This is a genomic window from Streptomyces sp. NPDC053048 (genome assembly GCF_044547045.1).
Classification (GTDB): Bacteria; Actinomycetota; Actinomycetes; order Streptomycetales; family Streptomycetaceae; genus Streptomyces.
Map to the genome: position 1 here is coordinate 258,513 of NZ_JBITZS010000001.1, position 17,187 is coordinate 275,699.

Annotated in this window: 14 protein-coding genes; 2 read left to right on the forward strand and 12 right to left on the reverse strand. The window is 73.9% G+C overall.

Going from position 1 to position 17,187, the window contains the following annotated elements; translation table 11 throughout:
• Positions 1-31: 31 nt before the first annotated feature.
• Complete coding sequence (gene ettA / locus ACIG36_RS01385; RefSeq protein ID WP_399920017.1) at positions 32-1,696, forward strand: energy-dependent translational throttle protein EttA; 1,665 nt, start codon at positions 32-34, stop codon at positions 1,694-1,696.
• Complete coding sequence (locus ACIG36_RS01390) at positions 1,696-2,415, forward strand: hypothetical protein (protein ID WP_399920020.1); 720 nt, start codon at positions 1,696-1,698, stop codon at positions 2,413-2,415. The genes ettA and ACIG36_RS01390 overlap by 1 nt, the downstream gene beginning before the upstream one ends.
• Positions 2,416-2,483: 68 nt before the next feature.
• On the opposite strand, the gene ACIG36_RS01395 is transcribed toward ACIG36_RS01390, so the two are convergent.
• From ACIG36_RS01395 to ACIG36_RS01450, 12 genes are all read right to left on the reverse strand, one after another.
• Positions 2,484-2,888: a globin gene (locus ACIG36_RS01395; protein ID WP_399920023.1), complete on the reverse strand. Its 405-nt coding sequence runs from the start codon at positions 2,886-2,888 to the stop codon at positions 2,484-2,486.
• Positions 2,889-2,992: 104 nt separating this feature from the next.
• Positions 2,993-3,979, reverse strand: a complete 987-nt coding sequence (locus tag ACIG36_RS01400) for an FHA domain-containing protein (RefSeq protein WP_399920026.1) — start codon at positions 3,977-3,979, stop codon at positions 2,993-2,995.
• A 19-nt stretch (positions 3,980-3,998) separates the two neighbouring features.
• Positions 3,999-5,354 carry a VWA domain-containing protein gene (locus ACIG36_RS01405; protein WP_399922113.1) on the reverse strand — a complete coding sequence of 452 codons (1,356 nt, stop codon included), beginning with the start codon at positions 5,352-5,354 and terminating at the stop codon, positions 3,999-4,001.
• A gap of 112 nt (positions 5,355-5,466) precedes the next feature.
• On the reverse strand, positions 5,467-6,627 hold the full coding sequence (locus tag ACIG36_RS01410; RefSeq protein WP_399920029.1) for a protein phosphatase 2C domain-containing protein: 1,161 nt from the start codon (positions 6,625-6,627) through the stop codon (positions 5,467-5,469).
• A gap of 3 nt (positions 6,628-6,630) precedes the next feature.
• Entirely contained in the window at positions 6,631-9,204 is a 2,574-nt protein-coding gene (locus ACIG36_RS01415; RefSeq protein WP_399920031.1) for a tetratricopeptide repeat protein, read from the reverse strand.
• The gene (locus ACIG36_RS01420; RefSeq protein WP_399920034.1) at positions 9,201-10,520 is read right to left on the reverse strand and encodes a hypothetical protein; all 1,320 of its coding nucleotides are present in this window, start codon (positions 10,518-10,520) and stop codon (positions 9,201-9,203) included. The genes ACIG36_RS01415 and ACIG36_RS01420 overlap by 4 nt, the downstream gene beginning before the upstream one ends.
• Before the next feature lie 59 nt (positions 10,521-10,579).
• The gene (locus tag ACIG36_RS01425; RefSeq protein ID WP_399920037.1) at positions 10,580-11,545 is read right to left on the reverse strand and encodes a glutamate ABC transporter substrate-binding protein; all 966 of its coding nucleotides are present in this window, start codon (positions 11,543-11,545) and stop codon (positions 10,580-10,582) included.
• 17 nt (positions 11,546-11,562) lie between these two features.
• A complete protein-coding gene (locus tag ACIG36_RS01430) occupies positions 11,563-12,930 on the reverse strand; it encodes a hypothetical protein (RefSeq protein WP_399920040.1) in 1,368 nt (455 codons plus the stop codon).
• Between the two features lie 286 nt (positions 12,931-13,216).
• Positions 13,217-14,038 (reverse strand): tyrosinase family protein, encoded by an 822-nt coding sequence (locus ACIG36_RS01435; protein ID WP_399920043.1) that lies wholly within the window; start codon positions 14,036-14,038, stop codon positions 13,217-13,219.
• Positions 14,039-14,088: 50 nt separating this feature from the next.
• Entirely contained in the window at positions 14,089-14,487 is a 399-nt protein-coding gene (locus ACIG36_RS01440; RefSeq protein ID WP_399920046.1) for a tyrosinase cofactor, read from the reverse strand.
• A 453-nt stretch (positions 14,488-14,940) separates the two neighbouring features.
• Positions 14,941-15,927 (reverse strand): N-acetylglucosamine kinase, encoded by a 987-nt coding sequence (locus ACIG36_RS01445; RefSeq protein WP_399920049.1) that lies wholly within the window; start codon positions 15,925-15,927, stop codon positions 14,941-14,943.
• Entirely contained in the window at positions 15,918-17,171 is a 1,254-nt protein-coding gene (locus ACIG36_RS01450; protein WP_399920052.1) for a 6-phospho-beta-glucosidase, read from the reverse strand. Before ACIG36_RS01450 ends, ACIG36_RS01445 begins: the two co-directional genes overlap by 10 nt.
• Positions 17,172-17,187 lie beyond the last annotated feature (16 nt).

Below are 17,187 nucleotides of genomic sequence, written 5' to 3' on the forward strand. Positions count from 1 at the left end.
TTGGCCCTTCTCGATTGCCGGACGGTTTCTCTTGGCTGAGTACATCTACACCATGCGCAAGACGCGCAAGGCGCACGGCGACAAGGTCATCCTCGATGACGTGACGCTGAGCTTCCTGCCCGGTGCGAAGATCGGTGTGGTCGGCCCCAACGGCGCCGGTAAGTCCACCGTGCTCAAGATCATGGCCGGTCTCGAGCAGCCGTCCAACGGCGACGCCTTCCTCTCGCCCGGCTACACCGTGGGCATCCTGATGCAGGAGCCGGAGCTCGACGAGAACAAGACCGTCCTCGAGAACGTCCAGGACGGCGTCGCCGAGGTCAAGGGCAAGCTCGACCGGTTCAACGAGATCGCCGAGCTGATGGCGACCGACTACTCCGACGCGCTGCTCGATGAGATGGGCAAGCTCCAGGAGGAGCTCGACCACTCCAACGCCTGGGACCTCGACGCCCAGCTCGAGCAGGCCATGGACGCCCTGGGCTGCCCGCCCGCCGACTGGCCGGTCGTCAATCTCTCCGGTGGCGAGAAGCGCCGCGTGGCGCTCTGCAAGCTGCTGCTCGAGGCCCCCGACCTGCTGCTGCTCGACGAGCCCACCAACCACCTCGACGCCGAGTCCGTGAACTGGCTGGAGCAGCACCTGGCCAAGTACGCGGGCACCGTCGTGGCGATCACCCACGACCGGTACTTCCTCGACAACGTCGCCGAGTGGATCCTCGAGCTCGACCGCGGCCGCGCCCACCCCTACGAGGGCAACTACTCCACCTACCTGGAGAACAAGGCCGCCCGTCTGAAGGTCGAGGGCCAGAAGGACGCCAAGCGCCAGAAGCGCCTCAAGGAAGAGCTGGAGTGGGTCCGCTCCAACGCCAAGGGCCGCCAGGCCAAGTCCAAGGCCCGCCTCGCCCGTTACGAGGAGATGGCGGCCGAGGCCGACAAGATGCGGAAGCTGGACTTCGAGGAGATCCAGATCCCGCCGGGCCCGCGCCTGGGCTCCGTCGTGGTCGAGGTCAACAACCTCTCCAAGGCCTTCGGTGACAAGGTCCTCATCGACGACCTGTCCTTCACCCTGCCGCGCAACGGCATCGTCGGCGTGATCGGCCCGAACGGCGCCGGCAAGACCACGCTCTTCAAGATGATCCAGGGCCTGGAGAAGCCGGACTCCGGCACCATCAAGGTCGGCGAGACCGTCAAGATCTCCTACGTCGACCAGAGCCGCGCCAACATCGACCCCAAGAAGACGCTGTGGGCCGTCGTCTCCGACGAGCTGGACTACATCAACGTCGGCCAGGTCGAGATGCCCTCGCGCGCCTACGTCTCCGCGTTCGGCTTCAAGGGCCCGGACCAGCAGAAGCCGGCCGGTGTGCTCTCCGGTGGTGAGCGCAACCGCCTCAACCTGGCGCTCACCCTCAAGCAGGGCGGCAACCTGCTGCTCCTCGACGAGCCGACCAACGACCTCGACGTCGAGACCCTCTCCTCGCTCGAGAACGCGCTGCTGGACTTCCCCGGCGCCGCGGTGGTCGTCTCCCACGACCGCTGGTTCCTGGACCGGGTGGCCACCCACATCCTCGCCTACGAGGGTGACTCCAAGTGGTTCTGGTTCGAGGGCAACTTCGAGTCGTACGAGAAGAACAAGATCGAGCGCCTCGGCCCGGACGCGGCCCGTCCGCACCGTGCCACCTACAAGAAGCTGACCCGGGGCTGATGCACCGACTGTGCTTCGCCGACGCCGGGGAGGCGGCCGATCTGGCCGCCTTCCTGGCCCGGCTGATCCACTACGACCGCGCCGCCGCGGTACGGCTCCAGGCGGGCGGCGGGGTCCTCGGCGTGTTCGGACGCCCGCCGTCCTTCGAGGTCCTCGCCATCCGCACGGCCCGGCTGGCCGCCGACGCCACGCTGGACGTGACCGTCTCGGCCGGCCAGCTCGCCGACGCGCTCGACAACGGCGACCCGAGGGCCGGCGGCGGCCTGGAGGTCGTGGTGCCCGAGGCCGTCACGGGCCCGCCCTGGGCCGGCGTCCTGCCGCCGCGCGGCGGCTGGCAGCGCGTCGAGCCGTTCCCCGGCGCGGCGGACGTCCGCGGCGCGGTGGCGGCGGCGGTAGCGGAGTTCCGGGCCCGCGACGAGGCGCTGCCCGAGCAGCGCCGCACCCGCGCCGAGCGCGACCGCATCGGCCGGGAGATCTGGTCCCGCACCCTGGGCGACACCGGCCTGCCGCTGCGCGCCGCGCACGCCGCGCAGTCGCTGGGCTTCCTGCGCTCACTTACGGCCTCCGGACGGGCGCCCCGGCCGGCCGGGGCGACGGGCCCCGCGCCCGAGCCGCTGGCCCTGTTCGCCGCCCGCGGCTGGCTGCGCCTGCGCACCCCCTACGGCTCCGTGGCCGTGCGCACCGGCGGCCTGCGGGACCTGACGGTCACCCCCGCCTGAGCCTCACCGCCTGAGCCTCACCGCCTGAGCATTCCCGCCTGAGCCTCACCGCGTGAGGCGGGCGGCCGTCAGTCCCGGGTGTTGACCATGGACGCGGCCGCGTACGTCAGGTAGCTCCACAGCTGCCGCTCCAGCTCAGGCGCCAGCTCCAGCTCGTCCACCGCGTCACGCATGTGCCGCAGCCACGCGTCGTGCGCGGCGCGGTCGACCGTGAACGGTGCGTGGCGCATCCGCAGCCGCGGGTGGCCGCGGTTCTCGCTGTAGGTGCGCGGGCCGCCCCAGTACTGCATCAGGAAGAGCACCAGGCGCTCCTCGGCCGGGCCGAGGTCCTCCTCCGGGTACATCGGCCGCAGCAGGGGATCCCCGGCCACGCCCTGGTAGAAGCGGTGGACCAGGCGCCGGAAGGTCTCCTCGCCGCCGACCTGCTCGTAGAAGGTCTGCTCCTGAAGCGTGCCGCGCGGAATCTCATTCACGCCTCCATGGTCTCAGACCTCCCGGCCGAGGACCGGCGGCTTAGGACTCTTCCGGCCCGCGCGGCCCTCCCAGCCCCCGCACGCCTCCCGGCTCCCCCGCCCCGTCAGCCCCGCCGAACCGTGATCGTCGTCCAGGCCCCCACGTGTACCCGGTCGCCCTCGCGCAGGGGGACGGGCACATAGGGCTGGATGGGGTCCTCGGAACCGTTGACCGTGGTGCCGTTGGTGGAGTCCTGGTCGACGACCGCCCAGCTGCCGTCGGGCTGCTGCACCAGCATGGCGTGCTGGTGGGAGACGCCCGGGTCCTCCGGCGGACGGGACAGGTCGATGTCCGGCGACTCGCCCGTGCTGTGCCGGCGGCGGCCGATGGTGACCTGGTGGCCGCCGAGGGGGAAGCGCAGCTCGGGGGAGTACGCGGGCAGGTTCAGCCCCGCCGCCTCCGGGCCGCTGCGGTTCATCATCGACAGGAAGTACTCCCGGTCGGGCGCGACGACCGCCACCCAGCCGCCGGTCTGCGCGGGCACCCCGGACGACGGCGGCACCGGCCGCGGCCCGCCCTCGGCCGCGCTCCGCTCGCCCTGGTGCTCGTAGGAGTACGGGCCGGAGGCGGCGGCCGGCGCGCCGGGCGGGGAGAGCACCCAGTCGTCCTCGCCGCCGAACGTCTGCGAGGGGCCCGGCGGCGGCAGGGGCTCGGCCGGGCGGTTGACCCGGGACGGGCGGGAGCCGTGGTAGTCGAAGCTCTGCGGGGGCTGGGCGTGCTGCGGCGGGGGCGGCGGCGCCGACTGGAAACCCTGCACGGGCGGGGGCGGCGGCGCGTAGGGGTTGGCCGTACGGGTGGCGAAGTTGTAGCGGCACTCCTCGCAGAAGGGCGCCTGCGCCTCGCGGGGCGTGCGGCACTGCGGGCACAGCTCCGCCTGGACGGTGGGGTCGCCGGCGAATCCGTAGCCGCCGGTGCCGGACGGAGGCGTGGACGGCGGGGCGGACGGCGGCGGGGGGACGGTGGCAGGCGCGCCGGCCGCCGGCATCCGGTGGCCGCACACCTCGCACCAGTCGTCGGCCCCGGACTGGTGGCCGTTCGGGCAGGTCGGCATGGCGGTGGATTCCCCCTCGTCATTTCTTGACGCGAACGGTCTTGGTGGAGCGTGTCTCGAGCGTCATCTCCGCTTCCTCCGAGACCTTCGTCTTCAGCCGCACAGTACCGTTCGCGGCGTCCACCACGTCCACCACCTTGGCGAGCAGCTTCGCGGTGTCCTCGTGGCCGGAGCGGCTGGCCAGCTGCACCGCGCGGCCGAGCTTGGCGGTGGCCCCGTCGAGGTCCCCGGACTTGCGCAGGTCCAGTCCCTGCTGGATGGCCTGGGCCAGCTCGGCCTGGCCCGTGTAGTGCGCGACCTGCGGGTTGATGGACGTCGAGGCCACCAGGTCGTCCGTCCACACCGCCCGCACCAGGCCCTGGGCCAGGACGTGCGGCGGGACGCCGTCGGGGGTGGGCAGGACCAGGGAGACACGGGCGGCCAGCATCTCCTGGCCCACGTGGGCGCTCGGCACCCGCACGCACACGTGGTAGTCCCGCGACTCGTCGCCCCAGGCCCCGGTCGGGTAGTCGCCCGTGCGCGGACCGGCCTCGGTCCGGCGGTCCGTCAGTTCCTCGACCGTGGGGGCGACCTGCTTGACGAACAGCACCTCCGCGCCCTGCGGGGTCCACAGCCGCAGGGAGACGTCGCCGATCTCCTTGCCCATGACGGCCTCCATCATGGCGGTGAAGTCCGTGGCCAGTCCGGCCGGGTCGGCGACGATGTCGGCGCTGCCCAGCAGGGCCGAGGCTATGCCGGTGACCTCCTTGACCTCCCAGTCCGTCCCCACGCCGCGCGCGTCGCAGGTGAACCGGCCCGCGCACGTCCGCAGCGAGGCCCGCAGGGCGTCCGGCTCCTCGTGCTCGTTGCGCCCGTCGGTGAGCAGGATGCCGTGGCGTATGGAGGCGTCGGAGGAGGACAGCAGCCGGTCGGCCAGGCGCAGCCAGGTGCCGATGGCCGTGCCGCCGCCGGGGGAGAGCTTGCGCAGCGCCTCCTTGGCCTGCCGGCGCGTCATGGCGTCGGCCACCGACAGCCGCCCGCCCGTGGGGTAGACCTCGCGGGCCTGGTGGGTGCCGGCGATCACCGCGAAGGCGACGCCGTCGCGCAGCGAGTCGATGGCGGCGGCCGTGGCGTCACGGGCGTTGCGCATCTTGGCGGGCGGGTAGTCCATCGAGCCCGAGCAGTCGACCATGATGACCACCGCGGCGTCCGGATCGGCGGCGCCCAGGGAGACCGACGCGGGGGACAGCGACGGCAGCAGCGGCGTCTCCCCCGTGCCGTCGCCGGCGACGACGGTGACGATCGCGTTGACCTCACGGGCCCCCTCGGGAAGGTTGACGTTCTGGAAGACGTCCACCGAGAACCGCGGCACGCTCGGCTTGGAGAAGTTGGCCATCCCGATCCGCTCCTTCGTACTCCACGTGGTCACATGGGCGTGCGTCGGGCGGACCCCGGTGCGGCACCGCGCGGGCACCGCGTACCGATCCCCCCGTGGTCCCTTGAGGCCGTCAGGCCGATCCTGCCCCCTCGGGCGGGGCGGGGAACGGCAGCACGGCCACTGTTACGTTGTCGTGGCCCCCTCCGTCCAGGGCGTGCGTCAGCAGACGGCGTGCGCACTCCAGCGGCCGTGTGCGGGCGTCCGGCGGCACGACGGCCGCCATGTGCTCGGCCGATTCGGCGTAGTTCCACAGGCCGTCGGTGCACACGATCACCACGCCCGGCCGGTCCGGGTGGTACGAGGCGGTGTGCGGCTCCACCTCGTAGGCGTCCGCGCCCAGCCAGCCGGTGATGGCGTGGGCGCGCTCGTCGGCGTATGCCTCGGCCTCCGACATCAGGCCCGCCGCCACCATCTGCGCGGCCCACGAGTCGTCCTCGGTGAGCCGGGCGGGCTGGGTGGAGCGGTCGTCGGGCACCCAGTAGGCGCGGCTGTCGCCGACCCAGCCGACGGTCAGCAGGTCGCCGGTGACGACGGCGCTGACGACCGTGCAGGCGGGGGCGTTCTCCTGGCGGTAGCGGTCGTGCTCGCGCGGCTGGTTGTCGTTGGCGGCCAGGGCGGCGACGGCCCCGGCGGCCAGCAGGATCGCCCGGTGCGTGGCCTCGCGCGGCGGCGTGCCCCCCTCCAGCTCCTCCAGCAGGGCGACGTGCGCGGCCGCGCAGGCCGCGGCCGACGCCTCGTCGGGGCGGGCCGCGGACGACACCCCGTCGCTGACGACCGCGACGACCGTCCGGCCGCCGGGGAGGTCGGTGGTGGACACGGCGTACGCGTCCTCGTTGCGGTGGTGGCGCAGGCCGCGGTCGGTGACCGCGGCGACGCCTGCCGACTCGTGCTCCATGTGATCCCGTTCGCGCGGTTGTGCGTGCCCGCAGTGTTCGCAGTACCCGTCGTTGTCGATCATGCCCGACCGGCAGGCCGCACAGGCTCTGCCGGGGCCGCCGCAGTGCGCCGGCTGCGCGGGCACCGCACCGGCCGGCGGGGCGAGATGGTAGTCGTCGGCCCCACGCGCCACGGGGGTGTCCGGCGCTCGCCACCCGGCACCGGACAGTGCTTCACCGGGAGCGGGCGGCACCGCCGCCAGGTCCGCTCCGCAGCCTCCGCAGAAGTTGTCGGCGGGCTCCAGTGGCTCGTGACAGACGGGGCACGCCGTCAGCTGTGGGGGCAGTTGCGACATCGATCACACCCATGTCCTGGGGCGGTAACGGTTGGCCCGTTCCACCAGTTCGATCCGTTCCTCACCGCGCTGGGCCAGCCGTGCGAGCACGCGGTACGAGCGTTCCAGCCCGAAGCGCAGGCCCCGCTCGTCCAGGCCGCTGCCGAGCAGCACCGCCGTCGGCGGCGCTGCGCCGGCCGCGGGCGCGCCCTGACCGCCCGACAGCACCCAGTCCAGCGCGGCGCCCAGCACCTCCGTCGACAGCTGTTCGCGCCGCACCGCGTCCAGGCCGAAGTCCGCGAGCCGCTCCACTTGGCCGGCGGCCGCGGTCAGATCCGTCAGCAGCGCGTCGCGCGCGGACCGCTGCCGCAGCCGGGCCCGGACCGCCGCGACGCGCGCCGCCGTGTAGTGGATGGAGGCCTCGGGGACGGACTCCAGCGCGCTCACCGCGCCCGCGCGGTCGCCGGTGGCCAGCCGCACCCGGGCCAGCGCGAAGGCGGCGCCGACGAAGCTCGGGTCGGTCGCCCACACCAGACGGTAGTACTCGGCGGCGTTGTCCAGCTGGCCCAGCACCTCCGCGCACACCCCCAGCGCCAGCTTCGGCGCCGTCTCACCGGGGAACGCGTCGTAAACGGCGTCGAAGGAGAGCGCCGCCGTCTGGTGCGCGCCGACCGCCAGGGAGTGCACACCCCGGTACCAGACGGTGCGCCAGTCGTCGGGCCCCGCGGCCTCCAGAGCGGCCAGGGCCTGCCCCGCTGGGCCGTCCTCGCCGAGCTCCAGCTGCGCCCGCACCCGGCGCAGTCGCAGCTCCGGCGAGTCGGCCGGGGCCGCCCGCAGCGCCGCGTACAGCTCGGCGGGCCGCCCGGCGACCAGGCCCGCGAGGAAGCCCGCGTTGGGGTCGGAGCCGTCGACGAGGGGGACGGGCAGGGCGAGGGCGGTGGCACGGGCGTCCAGCGGCACGACGGCGGGCACCGACGGGCCGGCCGGCAGCGCCGGGTCCGGCGCGGGCCCGGCCGCCTCCCGGCCGGCGGGACGCTCGCCCAGCGCGGAGACCTCGCCCGTCCACGCCTCGAACAGGCGGGTGTCCACGACCCGCGGCTCCGGCCCGAACAGCGTGGACAGCGCCGGCCGCGGCGTGCCCGTCTGCAGTGCCACGACCTCCCGCAGGACGCCCGTCAGCTGGTCCGCCATCTCCTCGGCGGAGGCGAACCGCCGGGCCGGGTCGGGGTCGGTGGCCCGCACGAGCAGCCGGTAGAAGGACTCGTAGCGGGTGAAGACGTCGATGTTCTCCGGGTCGGGCAGGCTGTCGGCGAAGACGTTCGTGTAGCCCTGGAAGTCGAAGGTGAGCACCGCCAGGGTGCGCGCCACCGTGTACAGGTCGGAGGCGACCGACGGGCCCACCTCCGCGACCTCGGGGGCCTGGTAGCCGACCGTGCCGTAGATCGGGCTGTCGTGGTCGTCCATCCGCCGGACCGCGCCCATGTCGATCAGCTTGAGCTGGTCCTGCTGCTGGATGGCGTTGTCGACCTTGAAGTCGCAGTAGAGCAGGTTGCGGCTGTGCAGATGGGCCAGCGCCTCCAGCGCCTCGATCCCGTACGCGCACGCCTGCTCCACCGGCAGCGGATCGCGCCGCCCGTCCGGCCGCCGCCGCTCGTTGGCGATCTCCTTGAGGGACTTGCCGCCGACGTACTCCATGACGATGTAGCCGTCGAGGCTGCCGGTGCGCTGGTCCAGATGTTCGACGAAGTTGTAGATGCGCACGATGTTGGAGTGCTCGATCTCGGCCAGGAAGCGCCGCTCGGAGACGGCGGCGGCCAGCGCGTCCTCGTCGCCGGTGTCGAGCAGGCCCTTGAGCACCACCCAGCGGTCGGAGACCGCCCGGTCGATGGCCAGGTAGATCCAGCCCAGCCCGCCGTGCGCCAGGCACCCGGCGACCTCGTACTGGCCGCGCACCACGTCGCCCGGGTGCAGCTTGGGCACGAACGAGTAGGGGTGGCCGCACTTGGTGCAGAAGCCCTCCGTGCGGCCGGGCCGGTCACCGCGCGAACGGCCCACCGGCACGCCGCAGTCGCTCCTGCTGCAGAACCGCTTGCGCTCGGGCACCTCCGGCGTCTCGAGCACCGCCGCGCGCGGGTCGGGACGCGGCATGCCCGGCATCCTGACCAGACCCGCGCCCAGCTTGCTGCGCCCGGACGAGGCGGCGCCGGACTGCCGGCTGCGCACCGACACCGAGGGCGGCGCCGTGCCCTGCGTGCCGTCGGAGCCGCGCGTCAGCGAGCGCGAGAGCCGGCCGGGCACCGACCTGCGCGAGGAGGACGAACGCGCGGACGACCGGGACGAGGGGCGCGACGAGCCCGAGGACCCGGAACCGGACCCGGAGCCGGACGAGGACCGGCCCGAGGAGCCGCTGCCCGCGCCGCCCTCCGAGGAACCGCCCCGCCCGCCCGCGCGGGTGACCCCGGTGGGGGGCGAGCCGAGCTGCCCGCCCGGCGAGACCACCGGAGCGAGCCCGCACTCGCCGCAGTACAGCTCGCCGCCGCCGACGTCCTCGTAGGAGCCGGCGCACTCCGGCCGCTGGCAGTCGGTGCCCGTCATCATTCCCCCCTGCCCTCGGCGGCCCCCGGGACGGCCGACCGGGCGGGCGGGGCCGCCGCCTCCGCCACGGCCTGCTGGAAGCGCAGCACGGCCCCCTCGGCGGCGACCAGGTCGCACGGCGCGCTCCACAGCATCCGGCGCGCCGCGTCGTACCGCTCGACGACGAAGTGGTCCTCCGCCAGCCCCAGCCGGGCCGCCTTGGCCCGGTAGGCGTCCAGGCGCCCGCGCAGCTCGGCGCGGACGGCCAGCGGCGCGGTCACCGCCGTCAGCGACTCCCGGGCGCGCAGCAGCTCCTCCTCGGCGCGCTGCTCCAGGCTCTCCAGCATCGGCGAGAGCCGGTGCCACTGGGCCGCCCGGCGCAGCTCGGCGGCCGCCGAGAGCTGTTCGTAGAGCGCGGTCGGCGGGCCGGAGACCGCCGGCACCTCGAAGGCGGCGATCTTCGAGAGGACCTCCACGCGCGCGTGGCGCGCCTCGCCGAGGGTGCGGTCGGCGCGGGAGAGCACGTCGCGCACGCGCATCAGCCGCTTCTCGGCGTCCTGGCGGACGTCCAGGACGGCCTCGATGTCGCGGCGCACGTCCTCCAGGGCGCGGGCGGCGCGGTCGTAGCGGCCGGTGTCGGGACGGCCCGCGCCGGGCGCGGAGCCGTCCGGGGCGGGGGCCCAGAAGGCGAGCGGATCGGCTATCACCTCGGAGCGCAGCGCGGCCAGTTCCCCGGCGATCCGCTCGAGGTCGTCGCCCGAGGGGTGCTCGCCGGGCCGCACGCCGACCGAGTGGGCGAGCGCACGGGCCCGCTGCAGGTCGGCGGCGAGCAGGTCGATGCGGGCGGGCAGCGCGGACCAGACGGAGTCGGCGGCGACGACCACGTCCAGGGCGCGCGCGTACCAGCTGTTCATCCGGTCGACCAGCTCGTGCAGGCTGAGCCGTTCGCTCAGCTTGGCCGAGGCGCCCAGCAGGGCGGCGGTGGCCGACGGGGGGCCGGCCGGCAGCGTGATGCCGGAGCCGCGCAGCAGGTCGGTGAGTTCGGACAGCTCGCCCTGGGTGGGCCAGCGGCGGCGTGCCCGCAGCTCGCGGGCCGCCTCCAGTGCGTCGCTGTAGGCGTCGAAGTACACCCACAGCTGGGTGATCAGCGCCTCGGTGACCTCCCACCGGCTCCTGGTGACGCCGGTCAGCCGCGCGCCCTCCAGCAGGCGCCGGCCGGCATGGTCCTGGAGGGCCAGCAGCGAGGACTCGACGGCCTCGTGCTCCGCGCCGAGCCTCGTCAGCGCACGGTCCACCTCCTCACGGCTCAAGGCCGGCCCGGTGGGCCCCGCGACCGCCATCGATCCCCTCTCCTGTCCGCGGCCCCGCCGCGCACGAACGCTGTGACTCCGTCAGTCCCTCAGTCCTTGTACTTCGGTTCCGGAGGGGCGGTGATCCCCTCGATCCCGGCCGCCAGCCACTTGCGGTAGGCGACCATCCAGGGGCTCTCGCCGCCGCCGCGGCGGTAGTCCTCCAGAACCGCGTTGACCCGGCGTACCAGGTCCTGGTCCCTGAGGTTCATCGCCACGCCGTAGGACTCGGTGGTGAACGGTTTGCCGACCAGTCGCACGGACGGGTCCTGGGCCGCCTGCCCGGCGGCCAGCGCGCTGTCGGTGACCACCGCGTCGACCCGTCCGAGCTGGAGCCGCACCAGGCAGTCGAGTTGATTGGGCACGGTCAGCACCGTGGCACCGTGCGACTCGTGCTTCAGCTCGCTCTCGCCCGTGGATCCCTTGGCCGTACAGACTCTCTTCCCCTTCAGGCTCTCGTCGAACGCGGTGACCGGTGACCCCTTGGGGGCCAGTACCTGCTGCCCGGCCTCGAAGTAGGCCGTGGAGAAGGCGACTTGCTTGATCCGGTCGCAGTTGATGGTCATGGTGCGCGCGATGATGTCCACCTTGCCCTTTTCCAGGGCGGGTATGCGTTGGTTGGTGGGGATCGCCAGAAAGGTGACCTTGCCGGGGTCGCCGAGGACCGCCTTGGCGACGGCGCGCACGAGGTCGATGTCGAAGCCGCTGAGCTCGCCCGTGGCCGGGTCGCGGTAGCCCCAGCGGTAGCTGTTCTGGTCCACGCCCGCGATCAGCCGGCCGCGGTTCTTGATGCGCTGCACCGCCGGCCCGTCGGCGGTCGACGGCCGCAGGCTCGCCTCCGGGTCGGCGCACTTGGCGGGCGCCCGGACGGCCGCCGGCGCGGACGCGCGCGTGGCCGGCGGCTGCCCGCTGACGGTGCCGCCCGCCGGTGCCGCCGGCCCGGCCGCGGCCGCCGCCGCGCACACCACGGCGGTCGTCGCCGTCCGCCATCCCCTGCCGCGCCGCGGCCCGCCCATGGCCCCGCCTCCCCCGCTCACCGGTACTCCGACAGCCTGCGCCCGATGCCGAGCACGGCGGCGGCGGCGCCCAGCACGGCCAGGACGGCGGCGCCCGCCGCCAGGCCTGTCAGCGCCCCCCGCCCGTCGTCCGCCGCCCGCCGGAACTCGCCCTGTTCGAGGGCCAGCGCCCGGCTCAGCTCGGTGTCCACCCGGTCGAACGATTCCCCTGTGCTGCCCTTCTGGCCGATCACCATGGGCAGTGCCCGGTCGTAGTACCCGCCGTCGTCGGCGGCGCGGGCCTCGCGGTGCCGCCGCAGCCACTGGTGCGCGTCGTCGACCGCCTTGACCACCGGCGCCCGCCCGCGGTCGCCGTCGGCCAGCGCGCGGGCCCGGCCCAGCAGGCTGTCCGGGGCGGGCTCGCCGGAGGCGGACGCCCCCACCAGCCGGCGCATGCCGGCCCGGTAGCTCGTCTCGTAGGCGTCGTCGCCCTCGGCGGTGAGGACCGCGCCGCGCGCCACCAGGGTCAGGCTCTCGTCGCCGCGGGCCTGCAGCGAGGCGATGCGGGCCTCGTTGAGCACCTGCAGGGAGCGGGCGCCGTGCTCGTAGGAGGTGGTCAGCCCGGACCGGGCCACGGCGTGCCCGGCCACCAGCCACAGCAGCACCACCGTGCCGGCGGCGGTCGCGGCGAGCAGGCCGTGGTTGAACACCCGGTTCGTCAGGAGGTAGTTGCGCCGCTGGGCCCAGCCGAGGGCGCCCAGGGCCAGCAGGCCGGTGGCAAGCGCGGCCCACGGCCAGGACTTGGCGTCGTCGTAGTCCGAGCCGAGCCGGCCGGTCTCGGCCTCGTAGAGCGCGCGGGCGGCGGGCAGCAGGTCCTCGCGCATCCGGTCGCCCGCGTGCCGCAGGTAGGCGCCGCCCAGCGGCAGCCCCTGCCGGTTGTTGGCGCGGGCGGATTCCACCAGGCCGGTGTAGACAGGCAGTTGCTCGTTCAGAGTGGCGATCTGACGGGCCGTCCGGTCCGAGCCGCCGGTGTTGGCGGCGGCCTTCACCAGCAGCGCGGAGGCGAGCGCGATGTCCTTCTCGTAGCGGGCGCGGACCGCGCGCGGCTCCTGGCCGCCGGCGAGGAAGCCGTCGGCCGCCGCGGTGTCGGCGTCGGCGAGGGAGCGGTAGATGGCGGCGGCGTCGGCGCTCAGCGGCTGGCTGTGGTCGACGACGGCGTCGGAGGCGTCCGCCCGGTCGCTCACCTGCCAGGCGGTCGTCGCCCCGAAGGCCACCAGCAGCGCCGCCAGCACGGCCCCGATGATGCGCAGTCTGCCGGGTTCGGTGGTGGCCGAGGCTCTCAGGCGGTCCAGGCCCTCGCGCCACGCGGTGCGCCGGGCGCCCGGATCCGGCTGCGGTTGTGACACGTGACCTCCCCCTCGGTCGCCGGCGGCGCCCGTCACCCCGGAGCGGCGGAGATACGGGTGCCCGGCCAGCAGTATGGCCGCAGGGACTGACAAACACACCGGTCATGCATCGATCTTGAGCGGATCGCGGTCTTCCCCGGGGTGTCCGTGTCGGCCTTCCCTCCTGTTCACGCCCGGGACGGCTGTTCGGTTCCCGTACGAGGCGAATGCGGCGGGAAGCGGGGCGGAAACACAGCGGGGGTGGCGGGCCGCGGCCCGCCACCCCCCATGGGCGTGCGCCGAGGGATCAGCTGTCGTACGTGTAGAACTTGGTGTGGTCCAGCATGTCCGCCGGGGTGACGTTGTTCCACGGGCGCATGGTGTCGTTGAGGTCCACGACGTTGGCCGTGCCGGCGGCCGGCAGGTACGGCGAGGTGGGGTGCATCCGCTGCCAGTCGGCCCACAGCTTGTCGATGAAGCAGTGGTGCAGCCAGAAGACAGGGTCGTTGGGGGAGACACCGGTGGCCATCTGGCCGCCGATCCACACGTGGACGCGGTTGTGGAGGTTGACGCCGCGCCAGCCCTCGAGGTGGTTGCGGAAGCCGTCGGAGGCGCTGTTCCAGGGGGCCATGTCGTAGGTGGTCATGGCCAGGACGGAGTCCACCTCGGCGCGCGTGGGCAGCGCGCGGACGGCGGAGCCCAGCTCGCGCTGCAGATACGGCCGGCTGTCGACGGAGACGTTGATGTTCCACTGGCCGGTGGAGTAGGCGAACGGGCCGGTGGTGACCTGGGAGTCACGGCTGCGGCCGGTCCCGCCGAGGAAGTCGGCGCCGAATATGGAGGCGGTGGTCGTGCGGTCGGCCGTCCAGTCCCAGTAGGGGAGCGTCACGGAGGAGTCGATCTTCTGGAGCTCCTGCTCGAACTGGATCAGGAAGCGGCGGTGCCAGGGGAGGAAGGAGGGGGAGCGGTGACCGACGCGGTCACTGGTGTCTCTGTCGCTCATGATGAACTCGTTGTGCGTGCGCACGAAACCGTCGTAGACGCCGTTCTTCTTCAGCGCCAGCACGGCGTTGACGAAGTTGCGCTTCTCGGTGGCGGTCAGGGTCGCCTGGTTCTTGCGTACTGCCATGGGAATCGTGTCCTCTCGGGTCGGGGCGGGTCGGCCGGCAGTGGCCGGAATCAGGCGATGGCGATCGGGACGAGCGTGGCGCCCTGGAGCTTGTCGACGGCGGCGCGGGTGAGCGCCAGCGGGTCGGAGAACGTCTGGTAGTGGTTGACGACGCTGATCCAGCTGCCGTCGGCGTTCTGCATGACGTGCAGCTCCTTGCCGTCGACGGTCACGGCGAAGCCGCCGTGGTGGGCCTCGTGGCCGCCGGTGGCGGGCTTGCCGACTATGCGGCGGCCCTTGTACGTCTCGTCGAACGCCTGGGGTCCGTGGCCGCCGTGACCGGAGTGGTCCGTGGGCTTGGGGCCGGGCTCGGCCGTGGCGGCGACGGCGGCCGTTCCGGCCAGCGCGGCACCGGCGACGGCGACGGCGGTGCCGCGCAGGACGAAGCGGCGGGAGACGGTCTTGGGCATGGGTATCCCCCCTCGGGATATGGGTGGTCGGGAGCAGGGGCTGCCACGAAGCCGTCGGGATGCCCTTTAGGGCGGATTTCGACGGCTGTTGGTCGTATTTCGTGATCAATCCGTGCGTCGCCGGATGCTTGCACGAGCCCCGAGGAGGGAAGAAATGGTTGCCTCGAATACGGACATTGGGTAAATGAAAGGTCAACCAACGCCAGGGGAGGAATTTCAGGCGCGTCCCGTTATTGACGCCGCTGTCAGGAAGTTCGCGACGCCGGACCGGCCCGGGGTGAAGGATCTGCGGTCAACGGCACGCGGCGGTGACGTCTCTCACTTTGTGAAGATGACGTGAACACTCCGCACAGCCGTGGAATCCGGCCAGTCGGCACGGACTCCACGGCAGGGCTCCACGGCACGGCCGGCACCGACTCCACGACAGGGACTCCCCGGGCCCGCCGCGGCCGGTCAGGCGTACTGCCCGCGCAGCCTGGCGTACGCGCCGGCCGGCGCACCGGACCGGTCGAGGGCCAGCAGCGCCGCGCCCAGCACCGGAGGCGCGGTGACCACCCGCGGCACGGCCCGCGGGGCCCGCTCGGCCAGCAGGGCGGTGATCCGTTCGTGCAGCAGCGGATGACGGGCCGCCAGCACCCCGCCGCCCAGCACCACCGGAACGTCCGCCTCCAGCAGCTCCAGCCGGCGCAGCGCGGTCACGGCCATGGCGACGACCTCGTCCGCCTGCCGGGCCACCAGGGACCGGGCGACCGCGTCCCCGGCCGCGGCCACCGCGAAGAGCACCGGCGTCAGTTCGTGCCGGCGCGGCCGGGCGATCCGTCCCAGGTGCAGGGCCTCGATCAGCTCGGCCATGGAGGCCAGGCCGAAGTGCGCGGGCAGCGCCGCCGCGAGGGCGGTGGGCTCGCCCCGGCCGTCCTCCGCCCGCGCCGCCCACCACAGCGCCTCCTCCGACAGACCCCCGCCACCGCCCCAGTCGCCGGAGATCCGGCCGATGGCCGGGAAGCGCGCGGTGCGTCCGCCGGGCGCCAGCCCCACGCAGTTGATGCCCGCCCCGCACACGACGGCGACCCCCCGCGGCTCGCCGCCGTCCGGCAGCCCGGCGCGCAGCAGGGCGAACGTGTCGTTGACGACGGTGACCGCAGGGCCCCACCCGTACGACGCGATCTCTGCCGCCAGTTCTTCCTCCTCCACCGGCAGATCGGCGTTGGCCAGGCATGCCTGAACGTGCGTCACCCGCCCGAGGACGTCCGGCCCGGCCCGCCGTGCCGCCTCCGCGACGACGGCCGCCAGCTGTGCCACCGCCCGCGCGGCGCCGGCCACCGGCGGCTCGAAGCCCCCGCCGCGCGCCGAGCCGAGCACGGTGCCGCCGGTGTCCACCAGCGCCGCGTCGGTCTTGCTGTTGCCCGCGTCGATGGCGAGCACCACCCCGCTCAGGCCCACGCCAGGTGCTCCCGGTTGTGCGCGAGGAGATCGTCGGTCAGTCGGTCCGCGTACTCGATCTGCCCGATGAGCGGATGCGCCAGCAGGGCCTCGAACACCCGGTCCCGGCCGCCCTTGAGCGCCGCCTCCAGCGCCAGGTGCTCGTACGCCGTCACCCCCGCGACCAGCCCCGAGTACAGCGCCTCCAGCGGCCGTACGGGCAGCGGGTGCGCGCCGGCCGCGTCCACGGTCGCCGGCACCTCGATCACCGCGTCGTCGGGCAGGAAGGGCAGGGTGCCGTTGTTGAGCGTGTTGACCACCTGGACGTCACCGGTGCCGGTCAGCAGCGCGGCGGTCAGGGCCACGGCGGCCTCCGAGTAGAACGCCCCGCCGCGCCGCGCCAGCAGTGCCGGCTTCTCGTCCAGCGCCGGATCGCCGTACAGCTCCAGCAGCTCCCGCTCCATCGCCGCGACCTCGGCCGCCCGCGAGGGCTTGCCGCGCAGCTCCCGCACGACGGCGTCGTGCTGGTAGAAGTAGCGCAGGTAGTACGAGGGCACCACCCGCAGCCGGTCCAGAACCGCGCGCGGCATGCGCAGGTCCGCGGCGATGGCGTCGCCGTGCCGCGCCAGCAGCTCCGGCAGGACGTCCCGGCCGCCGACGCGCACCGAGCGCTCCCAGGTGAGGTGGTTCAGGCCGACGTGCTCCAGCGACACCTCCTCCGGACGCACATCCAGCAGCCGGGCGAACTTGCGCTGGAAGCCGATGGCCACGTTGCACAGACCGACCGCCCGGTGGCCCGCCGTCAGCAACGCGCGCGTGACGATGCCGACCGGGTTGGTGAAGTCCACGATCCAGGCCCCGGGGCTGCGGCGGCGCACCCGCTCGGCGATGTCGAGGACCACCGGGACCGTGCGCAGCGCCTTGGCCAGGCCGCCCGCGCCGGTCGTCTCCTGCCCGACGCAGCCGCACTCCAGCGGCCAGGTCTCGTCCCGCAGGCGGGCCGCCTGCCCGCCCACCCGCAGCTGCAGCAGCACCGCGTCGGCGCCGTCCACGCCCGCGTCGAGGTCGGCGGTCCAGGTGACGCCGGCGGGGTGGCCCTGCCGGGCGAGGATCCGCCGCGCCAGCCCGCCGACCAGCTCGAGGCGGTCGGCGGCCGGGTCGATCAGGACGAGCTCCGTGACCGGGAGCACCTCGCGCAGCCGGGCGAAGCCGTCGACGAGTTCGGGGGTGTAGGTCGAGCCGCCGCCGACCACTGCGAGCTTCATACGCGCCTCATGGGAA